Raw genomic sequence first — 14,647 nt, forward strand, 5'->3', positions numbered from 1 at the left:
CCACCACGCTGGATCACGACGGCTCGACCAAAACCACCACCGGCGAAGGCACCATCACCATCACCGCCGTTGCTGACAGTGTGAACCTCGGTGGCCTGACCTCGGCCAGCGACGAAGACACCTCGGTTGCCCTGAATCCGACCATCCAGTTGACCGACACCGACGGTTCGGAAACGCTGACCGGCACCGTTGATCTGGTGTTCGGGGCGGATGATCAGGCCGCTGGCAAGGTGATGATCAATGGCGTTGAGGCGCCCTATACCACCAATGCCGACGGCTCGATCACCTATCACCTCGATGCCTCGCTGTTCACGCTGGACAGCAGCAATCATACCTACAGCCTGACCGACGCTGGCTCGGTGACCTTTGCCCCGACCGGCAATTCGGACGCCGACGTCACCTATGACCTGTCGGCCACCACGCTGGATCACGACGGCTCGACCAAAACCACCACCGGCGAAGGCACCATCACCATCACCGCCGTTGCTGACAGTGTGAACCTCGGTGGCTTGACCTCGGCCAGCGACGAAGACACCTCGGTGGCGCTGAATCCGACCATCCAGTTGACCGACACCGACGGCTCGGAAACGCTGACCGGCACCGTTGATCTGGTGTTCGGGGCGGATGATCAGGCCGCAGGCAAGGTGATGATCAATGGCGTTGAGGCGCCCTATACCACCAATGCCGATGGCTCGATCACCTATCACCTCGATGCCTCGCTGTTCACGCTGGACAGCAGCAATCATACCTACAGCCTGACCGACGCTGGCTCGGTGACCTTTGCCCCGACCGGCAATTCGGACGCCGACGTCACCTATGACCTGTCGGCCACCACGCTGGATCACGACGGCTCGACCAAAACCACCACCGGCGAAGGCACCATCACCATCACCGCCGTTGCTGACAGTGTGAACCTCGGTGGGCTGACCTCGGCCAGCGACGAAGACACCTCGGTGGCGCTGAATCCGACCATCCAGTTGACTGATACCGACGGTTCGGAAACGCTGACCGGCACCGTTGATCTGGTGTTCGGCGCGGATGATCAGGCGGCAGGCAAGGTGATGATCAATGGCGTTGAGGCGCCCTATACCACCAATGCCGATGGCTCGATCACCTATCACCTCGATGCCTCGCTGTTCACGCTGGACAGCAGCAATCATACCTATAGCCTGACCGATGCTGGCTCGGTGACCTTTGCCCCGACCGGCAATTCGGACGCCGACGTCACCTATGACCTGTCGGCCACCACGCTGGATCACGACGGCTCGACCAAAACCACCACCGGCGAAGGCACCATCACCATTACCGCTGTCGCCGATGCGGTGGTGTTGACCGCCAGCGATGGCGGCAACGAAGACACCTCGGTTGCCCTGAACCCGACCGTTCAGCTGACCGATACCGATGGTTCGGAAACGCTGACCGGCACCGTTGATCTGGTGTTCGGCGCGGATGATCAGGCCGCTGGCAAGGTGATGATCAACGGCGTCGAAGCGCCGTACACCACCAACGCCGATGGCTCGATCACCTATCACCTCGATGCTTCGCTGTTCACGCTGGATACCGCGACGCATACCTACAGCCTGACCGATGCTGGCTCGGTGACCTTTGCCCCGACCGGCAATTCGGACGCTGACGTCACCTATGACCTGTCGGCCACAGTGCTCGACAACGACGGCTCGACCAAAACCACCACCGGCGAAGGCACCATCACCATCACCGCCGTTGCTGACAGTGTGAACCTCGGTGGGCTGACCTCGGCCAGCGACGAAGACACCTCGGTTGCCCTGAATCCGACCATTCAGTTGACCGACATCGACGGTTCGGAAACGCTGACCGGCACCGTTGATCTGGTGTTCGGGGCGGATGATCAGGCGGCAGGCAAGGTGATGATCAACGGCGTTGAAGCGCCGTACACCACCAACGCCGATGGCTCGATCACCTATCACCTTGATGCCTCGCTGTTCACGCTGGACAGCAGCAATCATACCTACAGCCTGACTGATGCTGGCTCGGTGACCTTTGCCCCGACCGGCAACTCGGATGCTGACGTCACCTATGACCTGTCGGCCACCACGCTGGATCACGACGGCTCGACCAAAACCACCACCGGCGAAGGCACCATCACCATCACCGCTGTCGCCGATGCCGTCACGCTGGACGCCCAGGATGCGGCGGGGATGGAAGATACTGCCATCAGCCTGAACATCAGTTCGGGTGGGCTGGTCGATACCGATGGCTCGGAAACGCTGACCATCTACATTTCCGACGTCCCGGCTGGCTCGGTGTTGGCGCAGAATGGTACCGCCCTGACCGCGATCACTGGTTCGGTGACGCTGGAAAACGGCACGGTGCTATCGTCGACTTCCTCGACGGTGGTCTATGCGATCACCATCCACGCCGGGGAGTCGGCCAGCGACGCGCTGGCCAACCTGACCATCACCCCGCCCAGCGGCGTTTCCGCCGACTTCGGGCTGACCGTTACCGCTGTGACCGAAGAAGCCAATGGCGGCGATCAGGCAATCGTCAGCGACACCCTGTGGGTTGATGTCGGCACCAATGCCGTTACGCTGAACAACCTGAACGTCAACATTGACGAACAGACAGTTGGGTCTGACACCAACTGGAACTACCTGAATCTTGACTCGCTGACCGACAGCCTGACCCATGCGGATGGCACGGAAACGGTCACTGTCTACCTCAGCGGCCTGCCCGCCGGATCGACATTGCAAGTGTTTGACGGCGGCAGCTGGCAGACCCTGAGCGCGGACAGCAATGGGGAGTATGCCATTGATGACAGCCTGCTCGACAACCTGCGCCTGTCGACCGCCGTCAATGACAGCACCAGCTTTACCCTGACCGCCCGCGCCGTCACCGAAGACGTGGACGTTGGCACGGCCCACGAAACCGCCTCGACCGACGCAATTGCCCCGGACTCGGCGGTATCGAACACCGCCACCATTACCGTTACCGTCAATGCGGTGGCCGACACCGCCATTGCCTCGGGCGGCGGTACCGGGGTGGAAGACCAGTGGATTGACCTCAACCTGTCCTCGGAAGTGCAGGATACCGACGGTTCGGAAAGTATTACCGGCCTGACCCTGTCCGGCGTTCCGGACGGTGCCAGTCTGCAGTACAGCGGCGGCTCGTTGTCGCCGTCGGGCAGCACCACGGTTGGCGGTGTGACCACTTACACCTATGACCTGACCAGCCTGAGCGCCAGCGAACTGGCGACGGTGCAGATCAAGTCCCCGGCCAACTCCAACCTCGACTACACGTTGAAGATGGAAACGGTGATCACCGAAAGCGGCAGCGTTGGCACATCGGGCAGCGCCTCGACCTCGGTGACCACCACCAGCGTCTCGGTGGTGGTGTATGGGGATGCCGACACTCCGACCGTTACCGTTGACGAGAGCAGCAAGACCATCGTCGAAGACCACCTGTACAAGCTGGCCGATGCCGTCACCGATCCGGCTCTGGCCGATACCGACGGCTCGGAAAGCCTGGTCCTGCGGATTACCCCGCAAGACAGCACCAATTCAGTGCTGGCAATTGACAGCAACCACGACGGGGTGATCTCCAGCAGCGAATACGTCGCCCTGCCGGCCAGCGGCTATTGGACCATTGCCCCGGAAGACCTTGCCTATACCTACATTGGTGGCAGCACCAACTGGTCTGACGAAGCCTCCAGCCTGAAATTCGACGTCACCGCCGTGGCGACCGAAGACGATGCCTCTGTCTCGACGCCGGGCCTTGACCGCGACGGGCAGGCGTCCTCTGACACCTACACCGTCACCTTGCAGGTTGATGGCAATGCCGATGCGCTGGTGATCGTTGCCAACGATGCCGGGGTCGAAGACCAGAGCGGCGGCATTCCGCTCAGTCCGACCTTCCAGTTGACCGACACCGACGGCTCGGAAAGCCTGACCGGCACCGTTGATCTGGTGTTCGCCAGCGGCACCCTGCTGGTCAACGGCGTTGAGGCTCCGCATACCGACAATGGCGACGGCACGGTGACCTATCACCTTGATGTGTCGCTGTTTGAACTGGATAGCAGCACCAACACCTACAGCCTGAAGGATGCCGGGTCGCTGACCTATCAGCCGGTGACAAACTCGGATGTGGACGTTACCTACCAGCTGTCGGCCACCACGCTGGACAACAACGGTTCGACCAAAACCACCACCGCCGAAGGCACCATTGCCATTACCGCCGTTGCCGATGCGGTGGTGCTGGCTGCGGCAGACAGCGGTAACGAAGACACCACCATCGCCCTGCACCCGACCATCCAGTTGACCGATACCGATGGCTCGGAAAGCCTGACCGGTACCGTTGATCTGGTGTTCGGTGCCGATGATCAGGCGGCGGGCAAGGTGATGGTGAATGGCGTTCAGGCGCCCTATACCACCAATGCCGACGGCTCGATCACCTATCACCTGTCGTCGTCGCTGTTCACCTATGACAGCAGCACCCACACCTACAGCCTGTCCAGCTCGTCGGTGGTGACTTTTGTTCCGACCGCCAACTCGGACGTTGATGTCACCTATGGCCTGTCGGCCACCGTGCTGGACCATGACGGCTCGACCAAAACCACCACCGGTGAAGGCACCATCACGGTGATCGCCGTGGCCGACAGCGTGGTGCTGACGGCCAGCGACAGCGGCAACGAAGACACCGCCATTGCCCTGCACCCGACCGTCAAGCTGACCGACACCGATGGCTCGGAAAGCCTGACCGGCACCGTTGACATGGTGTTTGATGCTGGCGACCAGGCGGCTGGCAAGGTGATGATCAACGGCACCGAAGCGCCCTACACCACCAATGCCGACGGCTCGATCACCTATCACCTTGATGCCTCGCTGTTCACCTATAACAGCAGCACCCACACCTACAGCCTGTCCGGCTCGTCGTCGGTGACCTTTGTCCCGACCGCCAACTCGGACGTTGATGTGAGCTATGGCCTGTCGGCCACCGTGCTCGATCACGACGGCTCGACCAAAACCACCACCAGCGCCGGGTCGATTACCGTGGTGGCGGTGGCCGATGCGGTGACCATTGACGGGCAGAATGCTGCCGGGATGGAAGACACCGCCATCAGCCTGAACATCAGCTCGGGCGGGCTGGTCGATACCGATGGTTCGGAAACGCTGACCATCTATATTTCCGGCGTTCCGGCGGGCTCGGTGCTGGCGCAGGGGGGGACGTCCCTGACCGCGATGACCGGCTCGGTGACACTGGAAAACGGCACCGTCCTGACCTCGACCTCGTCGAAGGTGGTCTATGCGATCACCATTCATGCCGGGGAATCGGTCAGTGATGCGCTGGCCAATCTGACCATCACCCCGCCCAGCGGGGCTTCGGCTGACTTCCAGTTGACGGTGACCGCAGTCACCACCGAAGCCAATGGTGGCGATCAGGCGATCACCAGTGATACCCTGTGGGTCGATGTCGGCACCAACGGCATTGAACTCAACGACATGTCTGTGACGATCAACGAACGGACGTCCAGCTCGACCTACAGCACCCTTAACCTCAACAGCCTGACCGATACCCTGACCCATTCCGATGGTACGGAAAAGGTGACCGTCTACCTGAGCGGCATGCCCAGCGGCTCGATCCTGCAGGTCAAGATCGGCAGCACCTGGACCACCGTGAATGCCAACGCCAACGGCGAATACGCCATTGACGACAGCCTGCTGGGCAACGTCCGCATTGCCACCGCCACCAACGTTGATACCGACTTCACCCTGACCGCCCGGGCGGTGGTTGCCGACGTGGATGTTGGCACCAGCCATGAGAATGCCGCGACCGACGCGGTTGCCCCGGACTCGGCGGTATCGAATACCGCGACCATCACCGTTACCGTCAACGCGGTGGCCGATACGGCCATTTCGTCGGGTGGCGGGACCGGTGTTGAAGACCAGTGGATTGGCCTGAACCTGTCCACCAAGCTGCGGGATACCGACGGTTCGGAAAGCATCACCGGCGTCACCCTGTCCGGTGTCCCGGCAGGGGCCAGCCTGCAGTACAGTGGCGGTACCCTGACCCCCAGCAGCAGCAGCACTGTTGGCGGTGTGACCACCTATACCTATAACCTGAGCAGCCTGAGCGCGAGCGAACTGGCATCGGTGCAGATGAAGGCCCCGGCCAATTCCAACCTCGACTACACCCTGAAGCTGAACACTACCATCACCGAAAGCGGCAGCGACGGCGAAGTCGCCAGCGGCAAGGCAACCTCGACCACCAGCACCTCGGTTTCGGTGGTGGTCTATGGTGATGCCGATACCCCGACCGTGACCGTTGACGAAAGCAGCAAGACGATCGTCGAAGACCATCTGTACAAGCTGGCCGATGCGGTCACCAACCCGGCCTTGCATGATACCGACGGCTCGGAGACCCTGACCCTGCAGATCGCGCCGCAGGACAGCGAACATTCGGTGCTGGCGATTGACAGCAACCACGACGGTGTGATCACCGCCGACGAATATGTCAGCCTGCCCGCCAGCGGGTACTGGACCATTGCCGCATCGGATCTGGCCTATACCTACATCGGTGGCAGCACCGACTGGTCCAGCGCAACGGCCAGCGACAAGCTGAAGTTCGACATCACCGCCGTGGCGACCGAAAATGATGCCAACATTTCGACCCCGACCCTGACCCGTGACGGCGAAGCCTCGTCCGAGACCTACACCGTTACCCTGACCGTTGACGCCGAAGCCGATGCCCTGGTGATTTCGGCCAGCAACAGCGGTGTCGAAGATCAGGCGGGTGGCATCGCCATTACCCCGACCATCGGTCTGCAGGATACCGACGGTTCGGAAACGCTGACCGACACCGTTTACATCATGACCTCGGACAGCGACATGCTGAACGGGACGGTGACACTGAACGGCACCGAACTGCATGCCCAGCTGGTCACCGGCTATGATGCCGACGGCAACCCGACCTTTGGCGGTTTGGCAGCAGCCAATACGCCGCCGGTCTATGCCTACAGCATTGATGCCGACGATTTCAGCAAGAGTGGCTCGACTTATTCGATCAGCGGTCTGGTGTTTACCCCGGTTGCCAATTCGGACGCCGACGTTACCTACAAGATCGCCGCCACCGTCAGCGACAACGGTGAAACGCTGGTGACCGTTGCCAACGGCACCATCAGCGTGGCCGCGGTGGCCGATGCCCCGACAGTGCAGGTGGGCGACGGCAGCGGTTCGCTGACCGCCAGTGAAGACACGCCGCTGGCCCTGAACATCGACGCGGCGCTGGTTGATGTCGATGGCTCGGAAACGATCAGCTCGGCGCAGATCACCAATGTTCCCGATGGCTGGACCGTCGGCTATCTGGCGGCGGATGGTACCTTTACCGCCGCCACCGACAGCGGTGACGGGGTGTGGATCATCGCCACTGACAAGCTCGATCAGGTGGCCATCCTGCCGCCGACCGACCTTGACCTTTCGTCCGCCGATGCTGTCAGCTTCCAGCTGACCGTCACCACCACCGAATCTGCCACCGGCACTAACGTGTCGGTGAAGAACGCCTCGACCACCGTGGCCTTCACCGTGGCTGTGGATGCGGTGGCCGATACGCCGACGCTGGTGGTCAACAATGCCCGCGTGGTGGAAGACCATGATGTCAAGCTCGACATTGATGCGACCATCACCGACAGCGACAGCCAGAATGGCCGCGATCCTTCGGAAACGGTGACCGTTTATGTCAGCGGTGATTTTGACGGTGGCATTCTGGTAGACCGTGATGGCAATGAACTGGCGTGGGACAGCACGGCCAACGCCTATGTCATTGCCGCCGATGACCTGGACAACGTCTATTTCCGTCCGGCTGCGGACTCGAATACCGACGTCACCCTGACCATCACCGCCCGTTCGACCGAAAGCAGCAATGGCGACTACGCCGAACGCAGCACCACCTTGTCGATCAACATCAAGGGGGATGCCGACGCTGCCACCTATAACGGCACCGTGCTGACCGGTGACGACTTCAGCATTGCCGGAACCGAAGGCAAGGACGGGGCGGTTGTGGAAATCAACCCGCACTTTGACCAGTTCGGCAGCACCGATACCGATGGCTCGGAAACGGTGTCGGTGGTGATTTCCGATATCGCCGATGGCGTCAACGTCTATATGACTCCCGGCAACGAACAGTACCTGCTGTACATTGGCAATGGTCAGTGGGCGGTCGATTCCGATCATCTGGCCGATGTCCGCATCACGCTGGACGACACCAACTATAGCGGCACCCTCGAAGATGCCTTCACCCTGAAGGTGGTGGTCACCGAAGACGATGGCGACGTCAGCGAAACCACGCAGAGCGTCAATCTGGTGATCGATCCGACCACCGACACCCAGTCCATTGCGCTCAGCGGTGGTGCAGCCGAAGATGCCTCGGTTGACAACGGGGTGCAGGTTGACATTCCGGTGACCATCACCGTCACGCCCAATGACGTTACCGATGGGGCGGAAAGCATCACCAGCGTCACCATCAGCGTCGATACCGACAGCCTGGGGCTGCCGTCCGGCACCACCCTGACCCTGACCCTGAACGGCACCACCTATGACCTGACGGCGGGCGAGACCATCACCCTCGATGCAGCCGATCTGGCGGCCTATACCGATGCCAACGGCAAGGTCACCCTGCCGTTGACCATGGATGGCCTGCCGGAAAACTGGTCAAAGGACGTGCCGGTCACCATCTCGACCACGGCAATCGAAGACGGTGCGACGCCGGTTACCGTTACCTCGACCCAGTCGGTGGTGATCACCGCAGTTGCCGACCAGCTGGACAGCTTTACCGTTACCGCCACCAACGAGGTCAGCAACGACAACAGCGTGGACCTGAACATCAGCGCCACGCTGGGCGATACCGACGGTTCGGAAACGATCAGCTACTACCAGATTTCGGGCGTTCCCAGCGGGGCGGCCCTGAACATGGGGGTTGCGGCTGGTAATGGCGTGTGGATCGTGACCGCCACCCAGTATGCCAGTGGCGACCTGCATCTGGTTGGCGCTGATGGCCTGAACGGAACCCTGACCATCACCGCCAAGATCGTTGACACCGACCCGGATGGCGGCAGCGACAGCACCACCAGCAGCACCACCGTTGATTTCAGCATCCCCGCCGGAACCGGCGGTGGTGGCGGTGGCACTGATACCCCGGAACCTCCGGCAGTGACGATTACCGCCGTGACCTCTGCCGAGGACACCAGCTTTACCCTGCAGGCTGATTTCACCAATGCCGACAGCTCGACGGCGCTGGTGATCACCGACCTGCCCGATGGTGTGACCATCAACGGCACGCTGAATGTCGATTACTTCATCGTCAACGACACCATCGTCATTCCGGCGGACAAGGTGGACGACGTGTCGTTCACCCCGGCGGAAGATTACGCCGGTGATCTGTCGATGACCGTCAAGGTCACCAACACCTGGGGAACTTCGACGCTGGAATCGGCAGAAGCCACCGATGTGGTGGCCCACATCACCCCGGTCTCGGACGGAGCCAGCATCGCGGCCACGGTGGCCGCCGGTGCCGACACCACCGAAGACAGCAGCGGTGTTCCGTTCACCCTGACCATCTCGCAGAGCGATAATGACGGTTCGGAATACCTTGACGGTACCACCATCACCATCGATGGCAGCTCGCTGCCCGCCGGGTCGGTGCTGACCCTCAACGGTGTGGTTCTGACCGCCGATGCCAACGGCGATTACGTGCTGGATATCACCAGTGACTTCGGGGTTTCGGGCAGCGCCTTCCACGATAGCGGCTCGATCACCCTCAGCGGCCTGAGCGTCCAGCCGCCAGCGGACTGGAGTGGTACCCTGAACCTCGGGTTCAGTGTGTCGGTCCATGACGAAAGCGTGGTCGATGGCAGTCTGGTGAGCGCGTCTTCGGTGACCTCGACCGGCTCGCTGTCGGTCACCATCACCCCGGAAACCGACAGTGCGGTGATCACCACCGCTGATGCCAGCGGAGCGGAAGATACCGCCATCACCCTCGACCTGACGGCCCATGACAGCGACCTGAAAAGCGCGGTCAACGAGTATGGCAGCGAAGCCCTGTCGGTGGTCATCTCCGGCGTCCCCGAAGGGGCAACCATCGAAGGCGCCACCAACAACGGCACCTATGTCGTTGATGGCGTCACCTATACCTCGTGGACGGTCAAGAGCTCGGCGATTGATGCCGGCAGCGGCACCATCAGCGGTCTGAAGATCACCCCGGCACAGGACTGGTCGGGCACCATGACCCTGTCGGTCACCGCCTACACCATGGAACTGTCAACAAAGGTGGTGGTGAGCGAAAGCCAGACCTTTACCGTTGACGTTGCGGCAGTATCCGATACCGCCACCATCAACCCGCAGGACGTCACCGCCAGCGACAACGCACGCGAAGAGCAGCAGATTGCCCTGACCCTGAACGCCCAGCTCACTGACGTTGACGGCTCGGAAACGCTGTCGGTGAAAATTGCCGGTGTCCCGAGCGGAGCAACCTTTACCGATGGCAACGGCAACAGCATCGGCACCTCGCTGGGTGGAGGCATCTATCTGTTCACCGCCGCCGAAGTGGCCGTGCTGCACATCGTGGCCCCGGTTGATTACTCCGGCACGCTGGATCTGACGGCTCAGGCCATTTCGACCGATGGTAGCGCTGCCTCGGCGGAAAGCGGCTGGATGTCGTTCTCGGTCACCGTGCTGGGTCAGGCCGATGCTCCGACCCTGACGCTGGCTTCGACCGCGATCACCGGCACCGAAGACCAGAGCGGCGGTATTGCCCTCAATGTCACCGGTGCCCTGACCGATACCACCGGCGAAAGCCTGCAGTTGCTGATTACCGGCGCTCCGGCAGGCAGTACCTTTACCGCTGCCGACGGCACGGTGATCCACGAAACCGTCAGCGCCACCGGCGTCAGCTATTGGGCGGTTGATGGCAGCGACATTTCCGGTCTGGTGATGAATGCGCCGGAAAACTGGAATGGCACTGTCTCGCTGGGGCTGGAGCTGATTTCCAGCGAAGACGGCACCACCGCTTCGACCACCGGCACGCTGGACGTTACCGTCACCGCCGTCAATGACGCCCCCGAAGTCGATGTTCTGACCCATTCGTCCTATGACAACGACTATAACGGTCCGGTCTATGTGATTGCCGATCAGGCGGATGGAACGTCTGGCCTGACCATCAGCGATGTTGACAGCACCACGCTGTCGCACATGGACATTGCGATCACCGGTGGCCTGCAGGACGGCGACAGCCTGAGCATTTACGGGCAAACGGTCAGTGTTGATCTCGATGGCAACCTGACGGTGACCATCGACGGCTCGACCCTGACCATGAGCTATGATGCCAGCACCAGCACCCTGTCGTTTGATGGCGATGCCAGCAGCAGCGCTTATCAGACGCTGGCCGGTTCGGTGGTGCTGACCAGCAGCACCGGCACGCTGGACGAAGGCACCCGCACCATCAGCGTCACCACCTATGATGATGGCGGATTGGCGGGCAGCGATAGCACCACCACCTCGATCCAGAATGGCTCGATGGACCTCAGCTATGAAAACCGGGGTGATGTGCTGTTCGACAGCGGCAGCTCGGTTACCTTGCTCGGGAATGATGGTGTTGATGATACGCTGGTGATGAACTATGGCGACCCGCTGACCACCGTCGATGGTGGCACATCGGGCTTTGATCAGCTGTACATCATGCCGGCGGCGGATAACCCCAGTGTTGACTGGACCATCAACGCCGCCACTGACAGCTCGGGTAACCTGACGGGTGACTTCACCGTCTCCGGCACCGATGGTGACAGCTTCCTGATCCATGTGGACCCGGCCCATGTGACCTCGGTCGATGCGCACAACATCGTCTTTGATCAGGATGCCAGCGGGACGATTACCTTTGAGGATCACACCCTGAACTTCAACGATCTGGAAAAGATCTCGGTGTAAACAACAACGATGCCATCGCGTGTCAGACGCGGCACGCGATGGTGTTGTTCTCTGGATATGCCATACTCAAGGCCCCCTGTGTCATGATCGACGCAGGGGGCCTTGATCATGATTTCAGAGGACGCACGGATGTTCTACAGCATTGATGAAAACGATCATGGCCTGCCATTCAACCCGTTCAAGGGCTGTGTGGTGCCGCGCCCGATTGGCTGGATTTCGACCCGGTCAGCGTCCGGGGTGAACAATCTGGCCCCTTACAGCTTCTTTAACGCCATTTCGGATAATCCTCCGATGGTGGTGTATGGCAGCAACGGGCAGCAGCCGCATGGTCCGAAGGATACGCTGCGCAATATCGAGGAAACCGGCGTCTTTGTGGTCAATGTGGCGACATGGGATTTGCGCGATGCGATGAATGCCAGCAGCCACCCGCACCTGCCAGAGGTCGATGAGTTCCAGTCCGCCGGGCTGAGCGCAGAGATGGGCAGACTGGTGGCAGCACCGCGTGTTGTGGAAAGCCCGATCAGCCTTGAATGCCGCCTGCATCAGGTGCTGGATTTACCGAGCGATGACCCGGCCAGCCGCAACGCGGCGGTGTTCGGGCGGGTGGTGGCGATCCATATTGACCCGCAGGTGCTGACCAACGGTCAGGTTGATCCGCGCAAGCTGCGCCCGATAGCCCGTCTGGGCTATCGGGATTATGCCGTGATCAATGATGTCTTTGCGATGACCCGCCCGGGGGGCGGCGATGCCCGGATCGGGCTGTGAGGGTTTGGAGCAGCGCTCCATGATCCTGGTTTCTGTTTGTCGTGTCCTGTGGCTTATGGCCCCAGCAGCAGGGACTGTTCGACGAATGCCACCACCGCATCGGCGTAGTGTTCGACTGGCAGGGAACGGGCGGCAAAGGTTTCGCGGTTCAGAACCCATTCGGTGACCAGCGGTTTGATCAAGGCGGCGGCCATGGTGGTGTCGGCCCAGCGCAGTTGCCCGATTCCCCGGGTGGCGTTCAGGACCTCGATCAGGGCGGCATCAATGATCTGTCCGCAGGATGGCAGGGCTTCAGTGCTGGCTGCAGCCTCGGGGCGGGCGGGCAGGTGATGGCCTTCCATCATGGCAAAGAACAGCCACGGATGCAGCGCCTCGGCGGTGTACAGCAGGGCGCGCAGCAGGGTGGTCAGGTGCTGGCGCGGCTCCAGCGGCTGGGCGGCCTGCTCGCTGATGATCTGGCCGAGGCCGTCGTTGACCTGTTCGAGGATCATCCGCAGCAGGTGATCCTTGCTGTCGATATAGGAATAGAGCGCCCCCAGGCTGATGCCGGTGGCGGCGCTCAGGTCGCGCAGCCCCATCGCCTGAAAGCCCTGGCTGTTCGACAGCGCCAGCGTCTGCAGGAAAATCTTTTGCAGATTGGGCAGGGCGGTCGTTTCCCGTCGGACCTTGATCGACGCCGTATGGCGGGCGAGGATTGGCCGGTAAAAATCAAGGCTCTGGGGATCGAAACGCTGTACGAACAGGGCGACATCCAGGGTCGGGGCATCCATCTCGTTGTATCCTTCCATAAGCAAGGGCGCACCCCGGCGGATCACCAGAGGGCAGGACCCGAGAGCGGGCCTGCCTGTGGGTGGTCTTGCAGGATCAGACCACCCACAGGCAGGAACCGGGGCACGACAGGTCAGACTCTCACGCCGCCATCGGGCGGCGCTGTCTGTTTACGCCGCAGGCTGACCGACAGACATGTAGCTGGCGGTCAGTTCACTGGTGATCCGCACCAGTTGCTGCTGCACACAATCGACGAATTCATGCAGACCCCGTTCCAGAACTTCGGCGGCGGTCACTTCGTCAAACATGGCGCGCAACTCGTCCAGGGCTTCCAGGGCTGCCGAGCAGCCTTTCAGACCATAACGAGTGCGGACCTGAGTGACATACCACTCCAGTTGCCGAATGCACAGAGACACGGAACGGGGATGGCTGTCATTGAACAGCAGGAAGCCGACCACCGCTTCCGGGGTGACCTTGCCCGCCGAGATGCGGCGGAAGCCGTGATAGCCCGCCGCAGCCCGCAGCAGGGCGTTCCACTGCGACACATCCAGCGCCGAACCGACGTCTTCGACCCGCGGCAGCAGGGTATGGTACTTGATGTCCAGAAGGCGGGTGGTCTGGTCGGCGCGTTCCAGCACCCGGCCCATGCTGTAGAAATACCACGCCTGATCGCGGAAGAAGGTGCCTTCGACGATCCCGGTGTGGGCCTGACAGGCTTCGCGGATCTGCTGGCACAGGCGCGACAGCTTGGGCAGGGCGACATCTTCGTGGCGCAGGTTGCCGACCCAGGCGTTGAACATGTTGATCTGCTGCCACAGCTCGACCGAGATCAGCGCGCGCAGGGTGCGGGCATTCTCGCGCGCGGCCTGCAGCGAAGCGGGGATAGAGGTCGAATTGCTGGCGTCCAGCATGTAGAAATCGACCACCCGCGGGCCATCGGCCACCGGGTGCAGGGCGGTAAAGGCTTCTTCGTCGGCATTGATCTGGACCACCGACATCCAGTTGCTGCCCCGGCCCCGGTTGTGGGTGTCGCGGCTGAAGGATTCGGTGACGTCAAGGATGCGGGCCATGTTTTCGACCCGCTCGACATAGCGGGCCAGCCAGAACAGGTTATCGGCATTGCGGCTTAACAGCGCAGTCATGATGGTACTCCGTCAACGGTGTTCAGG

The 14,647-nt window shown here is 61.5% G+C and carries 4 protein-coding genes; 2 read left to right on the forward strand and 2 right to left on the reverse strand.

Going from position 1 to position 14,647, the window contains the following annotated elements:
- Window positions 1-80: 80 nt before the first annotated feature.
- Both BW995_RS20885 and BW995_RS18695 read left to right on the forward strand, forming a co-directional pair.
- Window positions 81-11,945, forward strand: a complete 11,865-nt coding sequence (locus tag BW995_RS20885; RefSeq protein ID WP_217696144.1) for a hypothetical protein — start codon at window positions 81-83, stop codon at window positions 11,943-11,945.
- A 108-nt stretch (window positions 11,946-12,053) separates the two neighbouring features.
- Window positions 12,054-12,710, forward strand: coding sequence for a flavin reductase family protein (locus tag BW995_RS18695; protein ID WP_245821542.1), 657 nt, complete (start codon window positions 12,054-12,056; stop codon window positions 12,708-12,710).
- Window positions 12,711-12,763: 53 nt separating this feature from the next.
- On the opposite strand, the gene BW995_RS18700 is transcribed toward BW995_RS18695, so the two are convergent.
- Window positions 12,764-13,480, reverse strand: coding sequence for a TetR/AcrR family transcriptional regulator (locus tag BW995_RS18700; RefSeq protein ID WP_076401960.1), 717 nt, complete (start codon window positions 13,478-13,480; stop codon window positions 12,764-12,766).
- A 168-nt stretch (window positions 13,481-13,648) separates the two neighbouring features.
- Window positions 13,649-14,620 carry an alpha-E domain-containing protein gene (locus BW995_RS18705; RefSeq protein WP_076401961.1) on the reverse strand — a complete coding sequence of 324 codons (972 nt, stop codon included), beginning with the start codon at window positions 14,618-14,620 and terminating at the stop codon, window positions 13,649-13,651.
- Between the last annotated feature and the right edge of the window lie 27 nt (window positions 14,621-14,647).

This window comes from Insolitispirillum peregrinum, from assembly GCF_900156605.1.
Lineage (GTDB): Bacteria > Pseudomonadota > Alphaproteobacteria > Rhodospirillales > Rhodospirillaceae > Insolitispirillum > Insolitispirillum peregrinum.